Here is a 19,624-nt window from a genome sequence, read left to right as displayed (position 1 = left end):
CCCTCACTGTGCGGCGGCTTCGGTTGGTGCGTTGCGGGCCGGCCCGGCCACCGTGTACGCCATCAGGCCGGCCAGAGCCAGCACCGCTGCCGTCACGCCCGCGGCGGTGCTCCTCGGTTCCTGAGCCTGCCAGGTCAAGACGCGGCCCAGCAGGTTGTCGCCCTGCGGGAACAGGACGGCGGCCAACGTCCAGCCCAGCGGTGCGAACCAGGCTTTGGCCGTACCGATGAGGGCAGCGCTCAACGCGGTCAGACCCAGCAGCCCCGCGGTGTCCCGCAGCACCAGCGACATCGGGCCGAAGCGGGCGCCGGTGAACTGGGTGACCAGCAGTAGGCCACCGATGAGCACCAGGGCGATCAGCAGATGCAGGGACCGCCGGACGGGCCAGGACAGCGCGCCGGTCTTGTCCAGCTCGTCGTCCGGGCCACTCAAGGTCATCGTCAGCGCGGCCACCAGCAGCAGCATGCTCAGGACAACCATCTGCCGGCCCGCCTCGGGGCTGTCGGAGTTCAGGCCCCACAGCACCCACATCAGGACGGTGATGCCTGCGGCTGTGCTGATTGCCACGGGAGCGCGGCGGGAGCGGAGGTAGAGGTGCAGTCCCCTCACTGGAGCACTCCTTCACCCGGCCGGCAGTTCACCGCGGCCTCGCGCAGGGCGGCCACCCGGGACCTCGCCTTGTCCTCGGGCAGAGCACGGAGCTGCTGCCATACCTTGGCGGCTTCCACGCTGGAGTCCTCGACGTCGGGGCCGGGCGCAGGGCTGTTCGTCAGGTCCCGGTCCAGCGGCACCGGTCTGGTACCCGTCAGCCAGTGGGCAGCCGCCAGCCGGTCGACCCAGGCCGGACCGTTCTCGCAAGTCGGAGCGCCGCTGAAAGCCCCGGTCACCACGTCGTTGAGCACGTCCGGCCGGTTCGCCAGGTGACCCTCGCGGTCCGCGTCAACGTGCAGCAGGACGGTGTCGGCGTGGAACTCGGGGTAGGTGTCCGGATAGGCGGAGGTGTCCTCGTGCACCCGGACCGGGGCACCGGGCAGCTTCTTCAGCGCGGCCAGGGCCTCGCGGGCCGGGGCGGTCACCTCGGGCAACAGCGTCTCGTGGGCCCGGCTGAGGCAGATCTGCGGTTCGCCTGCGGCGCACACCAGCTCGCGGGCCACCGGGTCGACCGCGTCGGTGACGAGACGGTTCTCGTGCGGCATGACGGTTACGGCGAGCGCGGCGCCCACGACCACGGGCAGCACCGCTGCGACCCGGTTGCGCCAGCCGCTGGAGGCGAGCAGCAGCGCGGCGGCGATCGCCAGCCCGGCCAGCCACAGGCTCTGCGCGGCGCTGACCGTGCCGGGAACGGTGGCGAAGCTGCGCGGCATGTTCATCTCGACCATCGGCGAGAAAGTCAGCGCCAGCCACCCGTGCGGCTTGGTGGCGAGCGGCAGCATCAGCAGCACGCCCAGGCCGGCGACACCAGCCGCGGGGGCGGTGACCGGGGACGGCAGCAGCCGGCCGACGGCCAGGCCGAGCCAGGCCGCGGCGATCAGCGCCAGCGCGCCGACGGCGGTGACGACGAAGACCTCGACCGGCAGGTAGCCCGCGGTGTCGACGATCCAGGCGGCACCGGCCAGCCCCATCAGCAGATATCCGGCGACCACGGCGATGGCCAGCGCGCCGAGCGTCGGCCCGACCCGCTGCGGTACGGGCCGGGGCGTGGTGGCGAACAGCTCCGCCACGTTCGAACGGTGCTCGCGGCGGGCCTGCCAGGCACCCGTGGCCAGCATCAGCGGCCACAGCAGAGCCAGGTACCAGCGCTGGGTCATCGCCAGCTGGATCCAGCCGGTGGAGAACGCGATCCCCTCGGCGAAGTACATGGCCAGCGAACCGATGAGGGCGAGGCTGACGGCGGCGCCGATGGCCACCGAGCGGCGCAGTTCGATGCGCAGGATGCGGCTCATCGGGTTCCCGCCCGGTGACGCCGCAGCAGGGCGGAGTAGCCGCGCTCGGCCGGGCTGTCGCCGGGGTCGCCGTCGGTGCCCTGCGAGGTCAGCTCGGCCGGGGTGCCCTGGAAGACCAGCCGGCCCTCGTTGACGATGACCACATCGGTGCAGGCGGCCACCACGTCCTCGACCAGGTGGGTGGAGACCAGCACGCAACTGTCGGTGCCCAGGTCGCGCAGCAGCTCCCGGAAGTCGAGACGCTGCTCCGGGTCCAGACCGACGGTGGGCTCGTCGAGCAGCAGCACCGCCGGGTCGTTGACGATCGCCTGGGCGATGCCGGCCCGGCGCAGCATGCCACCGGACAGCGTCTTCATCCGCGCATCCGCCTTGGCGGCCAGCCCGACCCGTTCGATCGCCCGCTGCGTCGCGCCGGGAACGGCCTGCTTCGGCATCTCCTTGAGCCAGGCCATGTACTCCACGAACTCGCGCACGGTGAAGCGCGGATAGAACCCGAACTGCTGCGGCAGGTAGCCCAGCCCGCGGCGTACCCGGCGCAGGTCGGCGCGGGTATCAACCTGCTCGCCGAGCAGCTCCAGCCGCCCGCCAGCGGGCTTGAGCACCGTGGCCAGCGAGCGCATGAGGGTGGTCTTGCCGGCGCCGTTGGGCCCGAGCAACCCGTGCACACCGGTGCCCAGCGCCAGGTTGAGCCCGTCCACGGCCATGTGCCGGCCGGCTCGTACGCGCAGTCCTTCGGCGTGAACCGCCCAGGGGTGCAGGGTGGGGGCCGTCTCGGCCGCGCTCACCGTACGCATCTGTTTCTCCTCGGTTGTGGCTGCTCAGCTGGTGCTGATCAGCCGGTGAAGGTGGCCGGCCCGGGTGGCGGCCAAGCCAGCCAGGGCGACGGTCATCAGGGCCCAGACGGGCGCGGTGCCCGGTTGCAGCACGGCAGGCAGGTGGGTGGTCAGGACGGTCGGGGTGATGACGGCCAGCGTCCAGGCGGCACCGAGCCCGGCGGCGGCGCGGCGGACGCCGACGAAGGCGCCCAGGGCGATGGTGGCGGCGGTGAAGGCCAGGCACGGCAGCAACCCCATGGCCAGCGGGGTCCCGGTTTGGAAGCCGGCCAGGGTGAGCGCCGGCACGATGACGGCAAGAGCTGCTGCCGTACGCCGGAGCAGCATTGTCAGGCCGGCGGCGGGTGTCCCGGCGAGCAGTTCCCAGGACGGGTCGAACCGCCGGGTCCACGCACCAGCTACCGCGGGCAGCGGAGCCACCGGGGCGAGCAGCAGCACCAGCTTAGGGAAGCCCGGCAGCATCCATTGGATCAGGACCGCGCAGCCCAGCATGGCCAGGCTCACGGTCAGCCACGGCAGCGAGGCCCAGACGAACCAGCGGTGCAGGGCCACCAGCCAGCGGCGACGCGGAGCTGAGGCCGGGCCGGTGGCGATGGCGGTGTCCAGACCGGTGGCGATCCGGGCGAGCAGGTCGTCGCCGCTGGTGGTGAGCGCGGCGCGGCAGTCGGCGCAGGTTTCCAGGTGCAGCTCGACCGACCAGATGGTGACCTCGGCGAGGTCGGCGTCGCGATCGGCGTAGCGGCCCAGCACCGCGGGACTGGGGTGGGTCGTCATGACAGCGCCTCCCGAAGGGCGATCCGGGCCCGCCGGGCCCGAGCCTTGATGGTGTTCTCCGGCACGCCCAGCAGAACCGATGTCTCGCGGACGGAGAACCCGTCGAGCACCATGGCGCGCAGCACTTCGCGGGCCTCGACCGGCAGGGAAAGCAGCGCCTGCTCCATCTCGTGCCCGACCAGACCGGCCAGCACCTCGTCTTCGGCGGCCGGTGCGACCGTCTCGGCCAGCGGCACGGCGAGCATCTGCCGGACCCGAGCGCGGCGGCGGAACGCGTCGACGAGGCGGTGCGCCGCGATGGTCCACAGCCAGCCCACTGCGCTACCCGAGGTAGCCGATCCGTCGAAGCTGCTGGCCGCCCGCCACACCGCCAGGTAGGTCTCCTGCATGACGTCGGCGACCACGTCGTCGTCGGCGCACCGGCGGCGCAGCCGGGCGAGCAGCCACGGCGAGGTACGCCGGTACAGCTCGTCGAACGCGCGCCGGTCGCCTGCGGCGATGCGGCGGACGAGGTGCTCCTCGCCGGGGCTCTGTTTCACGATCAGCAAGACGACACCACCCCGCCCAGCAGGTGCAATTCAAGCTGTGACCTGTGTCACTCAAGCCGGCGGGCCGCATCCTCGACCGCAGTCACGAATGTCATCCCAGGGGACCCGGGCCACGACCAGCTTGCCTCGCTCCGCCGGCACCGTCGAGATACGCATACGCCGCGATGTTGTCCAGAATCTCGTTCCACTACTGCAGAAACCAGTACTGCTCCCGGAACTCGGTGCATCAATCTCAAGAAGCCGGAAGATCTCCTCGGTGTCCGGCCCGGAAAGGGGCACGCCAGCACACCCCCGGCGCACCGCCGGCACTCAGGCAACATTGTCGTCGGCGGTCAACCGCCGGCCGACGGCCCAGATGTCCACGACCCTCAGCTGAGACGCCTCGACGCCCTAGCTGTGCTGTCCAGGGAGGTTGGTCGAGATTGTGTGACGACACGATCTGACGATCAAGGTCTGATGTCGTGAACGGGTGAAGGCCTCCGGCTGTGGAGTGGAGCTGTCGAGGAACCACTTCCGCTAGCAGGAGGCCTTCATGTCCCACGCTAATGCCGCGTTGACCCCGCGTGCCCGATTGCGGCTGGCGCGTCTGGTCGTGGAACAGGGCTGGTCACCCGCACGAGCGGCGGAACGCTACGACGTGTCCTGGCGGACCGCGAAACGCTGGGCGGACCGCTACCGCGAGCAGGGTGCTGAGGGCATGCAGGACCGCTCGTCACGGCCGCACCACAGCCCGGCCCGCACGCCACGTCCCACGGTGCGCAAGATCGTGCATCTACGGTGGAAACAGCGACTCGGCCCGGTCCAGATCGGGGGCCGTCTCGGCATGCCGGCGTCCACTGTTCATGCGGTGCTGACCCGCTGCCGACTCAACCGGCTCTCCCACATAGACCGCGTTACCGGCGAACCGATCCGCCGTTACGAACACGACCGGCCCGGCGCGATGCTGCACGTGGACGTCACCAAATACGGCAACATCCCCGACGGCGGCGGCTGGCGCTACCTCGGCCCCCTCCAAGGCCGCCGCAACCGGGAAGCGACCGCCCGACGCACCGGAGCCCGCAGCAAGATCTACACACCTCAGGTGGGTACCGCGTTCGTGCACACCGTCATCGACGACCACTCCCGCGTCGCCTACGCCGAAATCCACACCGATGAGAAAGCCGCCACCGCGATCGGCGTACTACGCAACGCCGTCGCTTGGTTCGCCCAGCGCGGCGTCACCGTCGAACGCGTGTTGTCGGACAACGGATCGGCATATAAGTCCTACGCCTGGCGCGACGCCTGCACCGAACTCGGTATCCGGCCGAAAAAGACCCGGCCCTACCGGCCCCAGACCAACGGCAAGGTCGAACGCTTCCACCGCACCCTCAACGACGGCTGGGCCTACGCCCGCTTCTACAACAGCGAACAGGCCCGCAGGAAAGCCCTACCCGCCTTCCTGCACCATTACAACCACCACCGGCCCCACACCGCCACCGGCGGCCTACCACCCATCACCCGATTGACCAACGTCCCCGGACAGCACACCTAGCCCACCTCAACGGCGAACCGTTCCCGCTCACCGAAGGGGTCAAGCTCGCCGCGCTTGATGATGGGTGCGCCAAGTGTGGCCGAGCACGCTGGCTCCTAATCACACCGCCCGTGTCCGGTCAAAGGTCGAACTCGCCGTCCTTGGTGCCATTCGTGAAGGCCGCCCACTCGGCGAAGGTGAACGTCAGCACTGGACCGGTCTGGTTCTTGCTGTCCCGGACTTCGATCGTGTCGCTGACGCGACGGACCTCGACACACTGGCCGTTGTCGCCGCTGCGGGTACTTGTGCGCCAGATGTGGTCGAGCATCATGCCTCCTATGGCTGGTGTTCCGCATCGCGGATCCGCCTGATAAACGCGACCGAAGCGCTGGGCGACAATGCCGACGACCTCAGCTCGCTGAAGACGGTTGCACAACGTTGTACGTCCTCGCCCTCAGCGTAGAGGTCACCCGTCAGACCCTCGATGTAGACCACGGAGGGGCTGTCCGGGAAATGCAGCAGAGCGAAGCTCGACAGCATCGAGGCGTAGGCGCCCTCTTCGAACGGGATCACCTGGAGAGTGACGTTGTGGAGCTTGCTTATCTGAAGGATGCCAGTGAGCTGGTCATGCATGACTTCGGGACCGCCGATCTGTCGGTGGAGGACGGCTTCGTCCATGACCGCTACGAATTTCAACCGGCCCGACGTGACCAGCTTCTGCCGTTCCATCCGGACGGCTACTCGTTGTTCGGCCGCTTCCGGGGTCGGCCTCCGCGCGCCGGAGCTGATCATCGAGCGCGCGTACAGCTCAGTCTGGAGCAGCCCAGGCACGACGATTGTCTCGAAATTCTCCATCTCGTTCGCCGCGGATTCCAGGTCGATGTACTGCCGATAGGACGTGCGACGACATGAGCCGGTCCGCGTGTGGTGCAAGCCTTGGAAGATTCGGTGCGCCTGCGGATGCGCGTGGTTTCCCTGCCCCGACTCCGTCACGCTGAACGGGACGCGACCACCGCGGAGGGTCGCGCGATGATGAATCTGATGGGAGCGGCTGAGGTAACCAAGCGGTTGAGTATCTCGAAGGCGTGGCTCGACGTTCTCAGTGCTTCCGACACCTTCCCCAAGCCTGTAGCGGTGCTTAAGCGTGGTCGAGGCTGGCTGGGCGAGGACATCGACGATTGGGCCCGCGAGCACCACCCGCAAATCAAGGGCCAGCTGGACGGTCCCGAGGTGTGGCTGGAGAAGGACGATGATCTCGTGCCGGGGCAGACGCTTTTCGAGTCGGATCGGCCGTTCTCCGTATGGTCTTATGCGGCCAGCCGCAGTCAGTTGCTGCTTCGCTCCCGCCACGGTGGCACGGGCATCAACTGGTCCTTCGGCTCCGTCGAGAACATCCAGGTCCCATACCCATTACAACGGCTTGATCGTGCGTTGTGCGGATCGGAGCGAGCCGGACCAGCGGCTCTTCACCATCTGTTCCGGCTCTTGGCTGGACTATGTCGTTGCCGGATCGATCGGCTGGCAGCGAGGAAATCTCAGGCGGCGATCCCGGCCTGCGGTCCGCGTAGCCAGCTGAACGCCTCAGTAGCGTCCAGCGGCTGCGAGTAGTAGTAGCCCTGCCCCAGCGGACAGCCCAGCCGCGCCAGCATCCGCTTGTGCGCCGCGTCTTCGATGCCTTCCGCCACCACTGTCAGGCCGAGGGACTGCGCCAGCGACACGATGCCGCTGACCAGGGTCAGTTGCTGGGTGTCGCCGAGCATGTCGTCGATGAACATTTTGTCGATTTTGAGGACGTCGATGGGGCGTTGGCGCAGGTAGCCCAGCGATGAGTAGCCAGTGCCGAAGTCATCGATGGCGATTTTGACACCCAGCTCCCTGAGGGTGGCCAGCTCGGTCCAGATGCGCTCGTCGTCGCCCATGAGCAGGGTTTCGGTTATTTCGAGCATCAGGGCCTGCGGGGGTACGCCCGCAAACTCCAGCGACGCCCGCACCTGGTCCACGAACCCCGGCTGCCGGAACTGGCGCACCGACACGTTGACGCTCACGTACGGCCGGTGTGCCCGGGGCAGCACCCGCCACCACTGCGCGACCGTGTGCAGCGCCTGATCCAGCACCCAGCGGCCCATCGGCACGATCAGCCCGCTCTCCTCGGCGACCTCGATGAACTGGTCGGGGGCGATGATGCCGCGGGCGGGGTGGTGCCAGCGGACCAGCGCCTCGAAGCCGACCGCCTCGTCGCCGGCCAGTTTGACGATGGGCTGGTACTGGAGCAGGAAGTGGCCCTCGTTTACCGCATGGTCCAGGGCTGCGCGCAGCTCAAGCCGCTCGACCATCGCGCTGTGCAGGTGGTTCTGGTAGCGGCGCCAGCGGTTCTTGCCCGCGCCCTTGGCCACGTACAGCGCGAGGTCGGCCTGGCGCAGCAGCTCATGCGCAGTATCAGCCTCGGGGGTGGTGGTGATGCCCACGCTCGCGTTGGCCTGCAGTACCTCGCCGTCGATGATGATCGGCTCGGCCAGCGCCACCAGGATGCGCTCGGCGGTCTCCTCCACCGCGCCGGGGTCCTGCACGTTCTCCACCAGTGCGGCAAACTCGTCACCGCCGAGGCGGGCTGCGGTGTCGTCGGCGCGCAGGGCGCTGGAGATGCGCTCGGCCACCGCGATGAGCAGTTGGTCGCCGACGGCGTGGCCGAGGGTGTCGTTGACGATTTTGAAGTCGTCGAGGTCGATGAACAGCACGCCGACCACCGAGCCATCGCGGGCGCCGCGGGCCAGCGCGTGCTGCAGCCGGTCGGTGAACAGCACCCGGTTGGCCAGCCCGGTGAGCGAATCGTGGAACGCCTGGTGGGTCAGCTCACGTTCGAGCCGGCGCCGCTCGGTGACGTCGCGCAGGGTAACCACCATCGCCGCTACGGTGGGGTCGCTGCGCAGGTCACGGCAGTGCATTTCGAGCATGACCTCGGTACGCCGGCGCCCGAGGGCCCGCAGGTCGATCCCTTCCGCCGTGCTGCCGCCGTTGCGGATGGCGGCGAGCACGTCGGCCAGCCGCTGGCGGTCGCCGGGGTGGATGAGTTCGGGCAGCAGCACGCCGGCCGGGTCGGTGCCGAGCACAGGGCCGGCCGACGGGCTGGCGTACCGGACGCGGTTCTCGTCGTCGACGATCAGGATGACGTCGGAGGTGTTCATCACCAGCGTGCGGAAGTAGGCCTCACTGTTGCGCCGGATCACTTCCTGGCTCAGCTCGATGCGCTCCAACGCCAGCGCGGCCTGGGTGGCCAGCACTTCGAGGCTCTGCTGCAGGTCGAGCAGGGCCCGCGTGGGCGCGCCGACGTGCAGCACGCCGACCAGTGGATCCCCGGCCGGGCGGTCGGCGAGCACCAGCGGGCACCGCAGCACCATGGTGAACTGGTTGAGCCGTACGGCTACCGCCCAGTCCACCGCCCGCACCGCGACAAGCCGGGCCGCCGTACCGGTCGAGCGGTCCAGCGCGTCCTGCAGCGCCGCTTCGTCCGAGACCTGCTCGTCCGGGCCGGTCAGGGCCATGGCCAGCACCACCCGGTGCGGGGTGTCGGCGGGCAGCAACTGGGTGACCGCCCGGCGCACCGCGTCGGCGACCTCGTCGGCGTCGGCTGCGGAGACCAGCGCCGCCGAGGCCTCCCGCAGGCCGCGTTCGCGGGCCACGACCAGCCGGTGGCTGCTCATCAGCCCCTCCATCCGCGCCAGGACCAGCAGGAAGGTCAGCGCGCTGAGCCCGGCGATGACCAGGATGCCGGGCACCGAGCCGTTGACACCCACCTGCAGGATCAGCACCGCGGGGGCGCTCAGCGCGGCGAGCGCCAGCAGCGCGAGCCGGACCCGGCCCAGGTCGCTCGGCTTGGCCGGCGCGGGGCTGGTCAGGGTGGTCATCGACGGGTCGAGCGCGGCGAGCCCGAGGGCCGCGAAGAACGGCAGCCGGCCCAGGGCCGCGAGGTAGTTGGGGGTCCCCTGGACGTCGGCGAGGTGGGGCCCGATGTCGGAGGTGAGCATCACCAGTACGCCAGCGGTGAGCCAGGCCAGCGCGGCGGGCCGGCGGCCGGGAACCATCAGCAGCCGGGCCAGCACCGCCACGCACAGCAGGCCGCCGACCGGGAAGGCGACAGCCATCGTGACGGTGCTGACGGACAGTTCGGGGTCGCGGATCTGCGGGCCGATCAGGAACGTCCAGGCGAGCAGGGCCACGCCGAAGGTCAGGGTGAGCGCGTCCAGCGTTGCCCCGCGGTCGCGGCGCCCACCGGTGCGGTGCCGCACGAACAGCGCCAGCGCGCCGGCCAGCAGCGGGTACACCGCGAGCAGCAGCAGGACGCCGATGCCGTGAACCACCGAGGGAGCCGAGGTGCTGGAGAAGCCCAGGGCACCGGCGAGCGCGACCAGCACGGTGACGGTCAGCAGTTGCCACGGTCCGCGGCGCTCCGGGCGGTGCCGGCGCAGCCCGAGCGCGATCACGGCCAGCGTGCCGGCGGCGGCGAGCACGCGGATGGCCGGGCGCGCGTCGGGCACAATGGTGAACAGCGTGCCCAGCAGCACCATGACGACGCCGAAAAGGGCAGCAACCAGCCGTTCAGGCATGGCGTCCCCTTCCTCGCCTCGGCGCGCTCGATGCCAGCCTGATCGGTCCGGCCCGCTGGCAGCTGAGCAGAATGAGGGGGTGGCGACCCTTGCAACCGACTTCGTCCGGGCGAACACCCGGATCGTTCCTGTCCCGTTTCTGCCCGAGCTGGTGCTGCACCAGGCCGATGAGCCGATCGAGCTGTGGGAACGCACCGAGGCGGGCGGGACCGAGCAACCCCCGCCGTTCTGGGCGTTCGCCTGGGCCGGTGGGCAGGCGCTGGCCCGGCACGTGCTCGATGAGCCGGAGCTGGTCAGCGGCCGGGATGTGCTGGACCTGGCGACCGGTTCGGGGCTGGTGGCGGTAGCGGCGGCCCGGGCCGGGGCGCGCTCGGTGACCGCCAACGACATCGATCCGTACTCGCTGGCCGCGGCCGAGGCGAACGCGCAGGCCAACGGGGTGCGGGTCGCGCTGATCGAGGGAGATCTGCTGGAGCGGGGGTACGACGAAGCGTCGGTGATCCTGGCCGGCGACGTCTTCTACAGCCGGGCGATGGCCGGCCGGGTGCTGCCGTTCCTGCGGCGCGCCGCAGGCCGGGGTGCGCTGGTGCTGGTCGGCGATCCCGGGCGGGCCTACCTGCCCACCGACGGGATGGTTCGCCGGCACACCTACGAGGTACCCGTCATCGAGTCGCTGGAAAGTGTGCCGGTGCGCCGGACGAGCGTCTGGCAGGTGTAGACCGGCCGGTAATCGCAGATTGTTGAACAAACCTTGTGGGATCGTTGAACAATCCCTAGCGTCAAGGGGGCTCCTCCGCATCGATCCAACCCGATTGGAGAGCTTCATGACGACGACGGAAACCGCCACGCGACGCTCCCGCCGTACCGCGTTGATCGGGGCCATTTTCTTGATGGCCACCAGCGCCATCGGTCCCGGCTTCATCACCCAGACGACCACGTTCACCGCGAAGCTGGGCGCCGCGTTCGCCTTCGGCATCCTCATGTCGATCCTGGTGGACTTTGTCGTGCAGATGAACATCTGGCGCATCATCTCGGTCAGCGGCAAGCGCGCCCACGAGATCGCCAACGCGGTGGTGCCCGGCGCCGGCTACCTGCTGGCGTTCCTGGTCATCCTGGGCGGGCTGGTGTTCAACATCGGCAACGTGGCCGGCTCGGGCCTCGGGCTCAACGCCGTGCTGGGCCTCAACCCCAAAATCGGGGGCCTGATCAGCGCGGTCACCGCCATCTCGATCTTCCTGGTCAAGCGGGCCGGGATGGCGATGGACCGGCTGCTCATCGGGCTTGGCCTGGTCATGATCGCGCTGACCCTGTACGTGGCGATCGTGTCGCAGCCCCCGGTCGGCGACGCGCTCACCCAGACGATCCTGCCCGAGCACGTCGACTTCGCCGCGATCACCACGATCATCGGCGGCACGGTCGGCGGCTACATCACCTATTCCGGGGCACACCGGCTGCTGGACAGCGGCACCACCGGACCCGAGCACATCCGCGAGGTCACCCGGGGTGCGCTCAGCGGCATCGCCGTCACCGGGCTCATGCGCTACCTGCTGTTCCTGGCCATCCTCGGCGTGGTCGCCGGTGGCGTCGCGCTCGACACCAGTGGCAATGCCACAGCCCAGGCGTTCCGGTCGGCCGCCGGCGAATTCGGCCAGCGGGCCTTCGGCGTGGTGCTCTGGGCCGCGGCCATCACCTCGGTGATCGGGGCGGCGTACACCTCGGTCTCGTTCTTCACCGCCTTCTCGGCCCGGATGAACGAGCCGCGCCTGCGCTCCTGGGGCACTGTCGGCTTCATCGCCGTCACCACGGTCATCTACCTGCTGATCGGCACCGCCCCGGCCGCCCTGCTGGTCTTCGCCGGCGGGTTCAACGGCCTGATCCTGCCGATCGGCTTGACGATTCTGTTGTACGCGGCCTGGCGCCGGCGCGAGTTGCTGCGCGGCTACCGCTATCCGGTATGGCTGCTCGTGCTCGGCGTGCTGGTGGCCGGGCTGACCTGGTACATGGGCGTCGTCTCGGCGCGCACCATCTTCGACTATCTGGCGGGGTGACACCGTGGATCTCAACAGCGACCTCGGCGAGGGCTTCGGCACCTGGCGCCTGGGCGACGACGCGGCGATGCTCGACATCGTCAGCAGCGCCAACGTGGCCTGCGGCTTCCACGCCGGCGACCCGCGCACCCTGCTCGCGACGTGCGAGCGCGCGGTCGGACGCGGTGTGGTGATCGGCGCCCAGGTCGGCTACCGCGATCTGCCCGGCTTCGGCCGCCGGTTCATCGACTACGAGACCCAGGACCTGGTCGCCGACGTCATCTACCAGTTGGGGGCGCTCGACGGGCTGGCCCGCGCGGCCGGTGACCGGGTGCTCTACGTCAAACCGCACGGCGCGCTCTACAACACGATCGTGCACCACGAGCAGCAGGCGGCGGCGGTGGTGGACGCGGTCCGGCGCTACGACCCGGACCTGCCGGTGCTCGGGCTGCCCGGCTCGGTGTTTCTGGACCTGGCGGCGCAGGCCGGGCTGCGCACGGTCCGCGAGGCGTTCGCGGACCGGGGCTACAACGCCGACGGCACCCTGGTGTCCCGGCGGTTGCCGGGAGCGCTGCTGCACGACCCGGCCGAGGTCGCCGAGCGGATGCTGCGCCTGGTCACCGAGCACACGCTGGTGGCGGTGGACGGCTCGATCATCAAGGTGGAAGCAGATTCGATCTGCGTGCACGGCGACTCACCGGGAGCCGTCGATCTGGCCCGTGCGGTTGCGGAAAAGCTGACTGCTGCGGACGTACGGATAACTGCCTTTGCCGGGGTGGGCTCATGACTGCCGGCGTTGATCTTCGCCAAGAATGGCGCAAGGCATGACGAGATTCTTGCGGTGCGGGCGGGAGGCTGTGCTCGCCGAGGTGGACGACCTCGAGGCGGCGCTGGCGTTGTATGCCGCGGTGCGGGCGGCCGGGTTGCCCGGGGTTGTCGACCTGGTGCCCGCCGCCCGGACCGTGCTGATCCGGCTCGATCCCGGGGTGACCTCGCCGGAGGCGGTCCGGTCGGCGGTTGCCGGGTTGGAGCCGGGTTCCTTCTCGCGGGTGGCGGCGGGCACCGTGGAGATTCCGGTGGTCTATGACGGGCCGGACCTGGCGGGGGTGGCCGGGCATTTGGGCGTTTCCGTTGACGAGGTGGTGGCCCGGCACACCGGTACGCAGTGGACGATGGCGTTCGGGGGGTTCGCGCCGGGGTTCGGGTACCTGGTCGGTGGGGAGTGGGATGTGCCGAGGCGGGAGTCGCCGCGCACGCGGATCCCGGCCGGGTCGGTGGGCCTGGCCGGGCGGTTCTCCGGTGTTTACCCGCATGACAGTCCGGGAGGGTGGCAGTTGATCGGGCGCACGACGGCGGTGCTGTGGGACTTGGACCGCAGCGAGCCTGCTCTGCTCGTACCCGGAATGCGGGTCATCTTCAAGGCGGTGGCGCGGTGAGCCTGCGAATTCTGCGAACCGGGCCGCTCGTTGTTCTCAAGGATGCCGGGCGGCCGGGGCACGCGCATCAGGGTGTGCCGCCGTCCGGAGCTGTGGATCGCGGGGCCTTTGCGCGCGCGAACGCTCTGGTCGGCAACCCACCCGGCACGGCCGTTCTGGAGTGCACGCTGGGCGGGCTGCGGGTGAGTTTCGACGAACCAACAACCATTGCCTTAACCGGTACGGACGCAGCCCTCATTGTGGGCGGCACCCCCATCGCGCTGGAAACGGCGACCGAGGTGCACGCCGGCGCGACGGTAACAGTGTCGATGCCCAAGCGCGGCCTGCGCAGCTACCTTGCCGTACGCGGCGGTTTCGGCGTGCCCGAAGTGCTGGGTTCGCGCTCCACCGACCGGATCGCCGGCATCGGACCCGCCAAACCGGCAGCCGGTGATGTCCTCCCCATCGGCCCGCTGGAAGCGGTCACCTCGCCCGTTCCCGCGCTGCCGGCCGACGGTCCGCTGGAGGTCGACCTCGGCCCCCGCGACGACTGGTTCACCGCTGCGGCCGTGAAAACCTTCCTCAGCGCCGCGTTCACCGTGACGCCCGCCAGCGACTCGGTGGGCCTGCGCCTCGACGGCCCGGCCCTGCCCTGGGCGCGCACCGGCGAACTGCCCAGCGAAGGCGTGGTCCGGGGTGCGGTGCAGGTGCCCCCGGACGGCAAACCGATCGTGTTCCAGGCAGACCACCCGGTCACCGGCGGCTACCCGGTCATCGCCGTGCTCACCCCGGAGGCTGCCGACCGGGCGGCCCAGGCCCGGCCCGGCGCCACGCTGCGGTTCGTGGCTGGTTGACTGGACCGGTGACAACCGGTTCCGCCGCCCGGGCGGTCGAAGAGCTGCGCAACTCGATGATCAACGGTGAGCTGGCGCCGGGTTCGCGGCTGTCGGAGACCTCGCTGACCGGCCCGCTCGGGGTTTCCCGCAACACGTTGCGCGAGGCGTTTTCCACGCTCATCGAGGAGGGCCTGCTGGTCCGCCAGCCGCACCGCGGGGTGTTCGTGGCCTCGCTGAGCCCGGCCCAGATCGCCGACATCTACCGCGTACGGGTACTGCTCGAATGCACCGCGCTCAGCCAGGCTCCCACCGACCCACCCCGAGCCGCGGGCCTGCGCGCCGCGGTCACCGACGCCGGGCGCGCCCGCGACAACGGCGACTGGCGAGGCGTCGGCACCGCGAACATGCACTTCCACGAGCAGATCGTCGCGCTCGCCGGCAGCCCCCGCCTCGACGCCTGGATGCGGCAACTGACCGCGGAACTGCGACTGGCCTTCGTCGCCGCCCCCGATCCGGAGGCCCTGCACCGCCCCTTCGTGCAGATGAACGACGACATCGCCACCCTGTACGAAGCCGGCGAGGCAGAACAGGCCGCCGAAACACTGCGCGAATACCTGCTGACCTCCGAGCGCGTCGTCCTCGGCAACCTGCCCTGAGCCGCTGCGGCGAAGAGCGTTGAGTTCGTCATGCGGCAAACAATGCGGGCAGGCTCTTGTCGCGGACCTGACGCCGGCTGCAGGCGCGCTTCTACCATGTCCTGATGGCGGACTACGACGTGGTGATCGTGGGCAGCGGGTTCGGCGGCAGCGTCACCGCGCTGCGGCTGGCCGAGAAGGGCTACCGGGTCGCGGTGCTGGAGGCGGGCCGGCGCTGGGACGCCGCCAGCCTGCCCAGGACCTCGTGGGATCTGCGGCGTTTTCTGTGGGCGCCCGGGTTCGGCATGCGCGGCATTCAGCGGATCACCCTGCTCAAGGACGTCGTGGTGCTGTCGGCGGCCGGTGTCGGGGGCGGGTCGCTGGTGTATGCGAACACGCTGTATGAGCCGCCGGCCCGGTTCTTCGCCGACGAACGCTGGTCGGCGATCACCGACTGGGCCGCGGAGCTGCTGCCGCACTATGACCAGGCGTCGCGGATGCTGGGGGTCACCGAGCAACCGTCGATGACCCCGTCCGACCGGGTGGTGGCCGCGGTGGCGCAGGACATGGGCGTGGGCGGTACTTTTCGCCGTACCCCGGTGGGGGTCTTTTTCGGTGAGCCCGGACGCACCGTGCCCGACCCTTATTTCGGCGGCGCGGGCCCCGCGCGCACCGGTTGCACGGAGTGCGGCAATTGCATGATCGGGTGCCGGATCGGGGCGAAGAACCGGCTGGATCTCAATTACCTGTATCTGGCCGAACGCGCCGGGGCGGTGGTTCACCCGGACACCGAGGTGACCGGATTGCGCCCGGTGCACGGCGGCTGGCGGATAGTTTCTCGACGGCGGGTGTTCACCGCGAACCAGGTGGTGCTCGCGGCCGGGGCGCTCGGCACGCAACGGTTGCTGCACGAGATGAAAGCCACCGGAATGCTGCCCGCCCTCTCACCCCGGTTGGGCTCGCTGACCCGCACGAATAGCGAGGCATTGCTCGGCGCGCAGGCCGCCCGGGTGCCCGCGGAACCATTCTCTCGCGGAGTGGCGATCACCTCCTCGTTTCATCCCGATGCGGAGACCCATATCGAACCGGTCCGTTATGGCCCGGGCAGTAATGCGATGAGCCTGCTGACCACGCTGCTGGTCGACGGCGGCGGACGGGTGCCGCGCCCGCTGCGTTTCCTGGGCCAGGCGCTGCGGCATCCCGCCCTGCTGGCCCAGTCGCTGTGGAAACGGCGGTGGAGCGAGCGGACCATCATCGCGCTGGTCATGCAGACCAGGGACAATTCGCTGACGGTACGGCGTAAGCGCAACGGCAGCCTGACCACCGCAGCGGGCCACGGGCCGGTCAATCCGACCTGGATCCCGGTGGGTCACGAGGCGGTGCGCCGGATTGCCGCGAAGATCGGTGGCCAGCCGGGCGGCGCGATCGGCGACGTGTTCGACATTCCGATGACCGCGCACATTCTCGGCGGCGCGACGATCGGCGACTCCCGCGACACCGGCGTGGTCGACGGCTATCAGCGGGTGTTCGGCTACCAAGGACTGCACATCGCCGACGGTTCCGTCATTCCGGCCAATCTCGGGGTGAATCCGTCGCTGACCATCACCGCGCTCGCCGAACGGGCGATGTCGTTCTGGCCGAACAAAGGCGATGCCGATCCGCGCCCGCCACTCGGGACGCCCTACCAGCGCATCCCGGCCGTGCCGCCGCGCTCACCGGCCGTTCCCGCGCACGCCACCGGTGCCTTTCGATCGTGCTGAACGACACATTGAAAGCGTTTCTTCGAGCACAATAGCGCGACATGCGCTGTGACAATTTGCGTCTTACCTGCGGCGCGGACAGAATGAAACCGCTGAAATACCCGACCACAATGGCACCGCCATAGGAGCGACTTCAACATGGCCAAGCAGGTAATCACCCTTCTGACCGACGACCTCGATGGCGGCGAGGCCGACCGGACCGTGGAGTTCGGACTGGACGGGGTGAACTACACGATCGACCTGTCGGAGAAGAACGCCGGCAAGCTGCGCAAGGCCCTCGACCCGTACCTGGCTGCCGCCACCCGCGTGGGCCGTACCGGCGCGGAGGCCCGGGCCGTGCGCCGGGGTCCGGCGACCAGCACCGGCCGGGCGACCCGCGACCAGAACCAGGCGATCCGCGAGTGGGCGGGCAAGAACGGTTACGAGGTCTCCGAGCGCGGCCGCATCCCGAGCTCAATCGTCGAGGCATACCACAGCAAGCACTGACCCGCAGGCGATTGCTGGTTCTTGTCCCGGCCGGTGCTGCCCGCCGGCCGGGACGCGAACGGCAGGGTTCAAGCCCGGCCCTGCGGGTACCGGACGGTCATGCGAGTGGTGATCGTCGGAGCGACCGGAAACGCCGGGACGGCCCTGCTGCGCCGGCTGCGCAACGAGCCGGGGATCGACCTGGCCGGCGTGGTCCGGCGGGTGCCACCGGCGAACGCCCAGCCGTACGACGTGGTCGAGTGGCACGCCTGCGACATCGCCGATCCGGGGGCAGCGGCCCGGCTCGCCGAGATCTTCCGGGGCGCCGACGCGGTGGTGCACCTGGCCTGGCAGATCCAGCCCAGCCATGACCAGCGCCGGCTGTTCGAAGCCAATGTGCTCGGCAGCCGCGCCGTGGTCGAGGGCGTGTTGCGTGCCGGAGTTTCCACGCTGGTGTTCGCCTCGTCGGTCGGCGTGTACGCCCCGGGTCCCAAGGATGCCTACGTCACCGAGGCGTTCCCCCGCACCGGGGTGCCCGGTTCTTCGTACAGCCGGCACAAGGCTCTGGTCGAAAGTTATCTGGACCGCATCGAATCCGATCACCCGACGTTGCGCGTGGTGCGGCTGCGGCCGGGCCTGATCTTCCAGCGCGACGTCGGCACCGAGATCGCCCGTTACTTCGCCGGCCCACTGCTGCCGGCCCGGTTACTGCGCTACGGCCGCATCCCGCTCATCCCGTCCCACCCGGCGTTGCGGGTGCAAGCCGTGCACGCCGACGACCTGGCCGACGCGTACGCCCGGGTCCTGCAGTCCGATGTGCGGGGCCCACTGAACGTGGCGGCCGGCCCGGTGCTCGACCCGAGCGTGGCGGCCGGGACGTTCCACGGCCGGGAGGTGCCGATCCCCGGTTTCGTGCTGCGCGGCGCGGCCGGCGCGAGCTGGTGGCTGCGTCTGCAACCGGTCGACGTGGGCTGGGTGAAGCTCGGCCTCAAGGCGCCGCTGATGTCCTGCGACCGGATCAAGTCCGAGCTGGGCTGGCGGCCGATGACCGATTCTGTGCACGCGCTCAAGGAACTGGTGACCGGGATGGCGTACCGGGCGCACACCGACAGCCCGCCGTTATCGGCCAAACCGGATCTGCCCGGGCGTCTGGGCGGGGTGCTGCGCGGCCGCCTGCCCGGCACCGGCAACCCCTACTGAGTAAGGCTGTCCGGCGGCGGCAACGCGTCGTGCTCGTGCGCCTCGGCCGCCGCGGGACCATCCAGCGTGCGGGCCAGTGCGGCGAGGGCTGCGTCGACCGGTCCGGCGCCGCCCGTTGCCGGGGACCGGCGAGGTCAGCGGGATGGCCGTCGACCTCGGCGATGCACGGTGTGAGCCTTCCGGGCACGGCCACGGGCGTGACCGTACCCCAATCGGATCTGGCCTTTTGTCAGGCGTTCTGGGCGCCGTTGTAAACCTGCCAGGCAACGTCGCGGTAGTACGCCCAGTAGGCGTCACCCCAACTGCCGAAGTAACTGGCGGTTTGCACTGCCGAGCCGTCAGCCTGGTAATTCACGATGAACGATCCGCCGCTCGCGCCGCCCGACAGCCCGTTGCAGTTGCGGATCTGCACACCGCCCGAAGGTCCGTCGTACGGCTGACCTTCGCACCACACGGCATAGTCCACCGAGGCCGGTAGCCCGATCGCGTGCGCATAGTTGTTGCTTGCCCAGTTGAAGCCGATGCCCGAGCCGCCGACCGCGTCCTGCACGTGCAGGTTCGCGTTGCCTCCGCGGTTGAGCACAATGAACGCGTTGTCCCCACCGGGCCCGAGATCGTCCACCCGCCACCCGGCCGAGCGCCACGTCCACCAGCCATAGGGAGCATTCCCCCGGTTGTACGCCGGCGCGAACCGGAAGTTCTGATACACCTTCCCGGCTCCCGGGTCGGCAACACAGTGCCGCGCGGTCGCCAGCACATCATGGTTGTTGCTCGAAACCACGTTGGCGCTGCACACAAAGTCCCCGACCCCGGGGTTGGTGAAGAACAACCGCCCGTTGGTAATCCACTCGCTGGCCGTGGTGTGCGCCCCGGTGGGCTCGGTGGCGTGCACGAACCGCGGGGTGCCCTGCGGCTCGGCGACCGGGGCGGCGGCCGGGGTGAGCTTGGGCGCGACGACCGGCTTGGCGGCGGCGATGCGCTCGGGGGTCCAGTAGCCGGCGGTGCTGGCGGCTGAGGCCCGGTTGACAGCCGTCGCTGTCGTTCCGGACTTGTCGACGGTCGCGGCGGTGCCGGCTT

20 protein-coding genes are annotated in these 19,624 nt (G+C 69.8%); 11 read left to right on the top strand and 9 right to left on the bottom strand.

The window, feature by feature from the left end; genetic code table 11:
- Window positions 1-3: 3 nt before the first annotated feature.
- The 5 genes from TFC3_RS25025 to TFC3_RS25005 are packed head-to-tail and all read right to left on the bottom strand — an operon-like array spanning window position 4 to window position 4,098.
- Entirely contained in the window at window positions 4-609 is a 606-nt protein-coding gene (locus tag TFC3_RS25025) for a hypothetical protein (RefSeq protein WP_067504623.1), read from the bottom strand.
- Entirely contained in the window at window positions 606-1,943 is a 1,338-nt protein-coding gene (locus TFC3_RS25020; protein WP_067504620.1) for a hypothetical protein, read from the bottom strand. The genes TFC3_RS25025 and TFC3_RS25020 overlap by 4 nt, the downstream gene beginning before the upstream one ends.
- Window positions 1,940-2,737 (bottom strand): ABC transporter ATP-binding protein, encoded by a 798-nt coding sequence (locus TFC3_RS25015; protein ID WP_067504616.1) that lies wholly within the window; start codon window positions 2,735-2,737, stop codon window positions 1,940-1,942. Before TFC3_RS25015 ends, TFC3_RS25020 begins: the two co-directional genes overlap by 4 nt.
- Window positions 2,738-2,761: 24 nt before the next feature.
- The gene (locus TFC3_RS25010) at window positions 2,762-3,550 is read right to left on the bottom strand and encodes a zf-HC2 domain-containing protein (RefSeq protein WP_067504613.1); all 789 of its coding nucleotides are present in this window, start codon (window positions 3,548-3,550) and stop codon (window positions 2,762-2,764) included.
- The gene (locus TFC3_RS25005) at window positions 3,547-4,098 is read right to left on the bottom strand and encodes an RNA polymerase sigma factor (RefSeq protein ID WP_236718303.1); all 552 of its coding nucleotides are present in this window, start codon (window positions 4,096-4,098) and stop codon (window positions 3,547-3,549) included. The genes TFC3_RS25010 and TFC3_RS25005 overlap by 4 nt, the downstream gene beginning before the upstream one ends.
- Window positions 4,099-4,630: 532 nt before the next feature.
- Between TFC3_RS25005 and TFC3_RS25000 the strand changes: the two genes are divergently transcribed.
- On the top strand, window positions 4,631-5,629 hold the full coding sequence (locus tag TFC3_RS25000; RefSeq protein ID WP_067504610.1) for an IS481 family transposase: 999 nt from the start codon (window positions 4,631-4,633) through the stop codon (window positions 5,627-5,629).
- A gap of 118 nt (window positions 5,630-5,747) precedes the next feature.
- Here TFC3_RS25000 and TFC3_RS24995 read toward each other — a convergent pair whose 3' ends face one another.
- Together TFC3_RS24995 and TFC3_RS36245 are read right to left on the bottom strand one after the other, a co-directional pair.
- Window positions 5,748-5,936, bottom strand: coding sequence for a DUF397 domain-containing protein (locus tag TFC3_RS24995; RefSeq protein WP_067507500.1), 189 nt, complete (start codon window positions 5,934-5,936; stop codon window positions 5,748-5,750).
- An 8-nt stretch (window positions 5,937-5,944) separates the two neighbouring features.
- Complete coding sequence (locus TFC3_RS36245) at window positions 5,945-6,541, bottom strand: DUF5753 domain-containing protein (RefSeq protein ID WP_161952675.1); 597 nt, start codon at window positions 6,539-6,541, stop codon at window positions 5,945-5,947.
- A gap of 3 nt (window positions 6,542-6,544) precedes the next feature.
- Between TFC3_RS36245 and TFC3_RS36240 the strand changes: the two genes are divergently transcribed.
- Entirely contained in the window at window positions 6,545-7,216 is a 672-nt protein-coding gene (locus TFC3_RS36240; RefSeq protein ID WP_201787215.1) for an AlpA family transcriptional regulator, read from the top strand.
- Here the strand turns inward: TFC3_RS36240 and TFC3_RS24985 are convergent.
- On the bottom strand, window positions 7,144-10,209 hold the full coding sequence (locus tag TFC3_RS24985; protein WP_067504603.1) for an EAL domain-containing protein: 3,066 nt from the start codon (window positions 10,207-10,209) through the stop codon (window positions 7,144-7,146). The genes TFC3_RS36240 and TFC3_RS24985 overlap by 73 nt on opposite strands.
- Before the next feature lie 79 nt (window positions 10,210-10,288).
- Between TFC3_RS24985 and TFC3_RS24980 the strand changes: the two genes are divergently transcribed.
- The 9 genes from TFC3_RS24980 (at window position 10,289) to TFC3_RS24940 (ending at window position 18,547) form a co-directional block, all read left to right on the top strand.
- Window positions 10,289-10,927 (top strand): methyltransferase, encoded by a 639-nt coding sequence (locus TFC3_RS24980; RefSeq protein ID WP_067504600.1) that lies wholly within the window; start codon window positions 10,289-10,291, stop codon window positions 10,925-10,927.
- 106 nt (window positions 10,928-11,033) lie between these two features.
- A complete protein-coding gene (locus TFC3_RS24975; protein WP_067504596.1) occupies window positions 11,034-12,257 on the top strand; it encodes an NRAMP family divalent metal transporter in 1,224 nt (407 codons plus the stop codon).
- Window positions 12,258-12,261: 4 nt separating this feature from the next.
- Window positions 12,262-13,023 (top strand): LamB/YcsF family protein, encoded by a 762-nt coding sequence (locus TFC3_RS24970; RefSeq protein WP_173745346.1) that lies wholly within the window; start codon window positions 12,262-12,264, stop codon window positions 13,021-13,023.
- A 37-nt stretch (window positions 13,024-13,060) separates the two neighbouring features.
- On the top strand, window positions 13,061-13,672 hold the full coding sequence (locus tag TFC3_RS24965; RefSeq protein WP_067507496.1) for an allophanate hydrolase subunit 1: 612 nt from the start codon (window positions 13,061-13,063) through the stop codon (window positions 13,670-13,672).
- Window positions 13,669-14,505, top strand: a complete 837-nt coding sequence (locus TFC3_RS24960; RefSeq protein ID WP_067504590.1) for a biotin-dependent carboxyltransferase family protein — start codon at window positions 13,669-13,671, stop codon at window positions 14,503-14,505. The genes TFC3_RS24965 and TFC3_RS24960 overlap by 4 nt, the downstream gene beginning before the upstream one ends.
- A gap of 8 nt (window positions 14,506-14,513) precedes the next feature.
- Complete coding sequence (locus TFC3_RS24955) at window positions 14,514-15,143, top strand: GntR family transcriptional regulator (RefSeq protein WP_067504586.1); 630 nt, start codon at window positions 14,514-14,516, stop codon at window positions 15,141-15,143.
- Between the two features lie 104 nt (window positions 15,144-15,247).
- Window positions 15,248-16,882 carry an FAD-dependent oxidoreductase gene (locus TFC3_RS24950; protein ID WP_067504583.1) on the top strand — a complete coding sequence of 545 codons (1,635 nt, stop codon included), beginning with the start codon at window positions 15,248-15,250 and terminating at the stop codon, window positions 16,880-16,882.
- Window positions 16,883-17,020: 138 nt separating this feature from the next.
- Window positions 17,021-17,368, top strand: coding sequence for an Lsr2 family protein (locus TFC3_RS24945; protein ID WP_067504580.1), 348 nt, complete (start codon window positions 17,021-17,023; stop codon window positions 17,366-17,368).
- Between the two features lie 99 nt (window positions 17,369-17,467).
- Complete coding sequence (locus tag TFC3_RS24940; protein ID WP_067504577.1) at window positions 17,468-18,547, top strand: NAD-dependent epimerase/dehydratase family protein; 1,080 nt, start codon at window positions 17,468-17,470, stop codon at window positions 18,545-18,547.
- 229 nt (window positions 18,548-18,776) lie between these two features.
- On the opposite strand, the gene TFC3_RS24935 is transcribed toward TFC3_RS24940, so the two are convergent.
- A partial coding sequence (locus TFC3_RS24935; protein ID WP_067504574.1) for a serine protease occupies window positions 18,777-19,624 on the bottom strand: 848 nt, incomplete at its 5' end.

This window comes from Actinoplanes sp. TFC3, from assembly GCF_001553785.1.
Lineage (GTDB): Bacteria > Actinomycetota > Actinomycetes > Mycobacteriales > Micromonosporaceae > Actinoplanes.
This window is presented reverse-complemented; position numbering and strand designations above follow the sequence as displayed.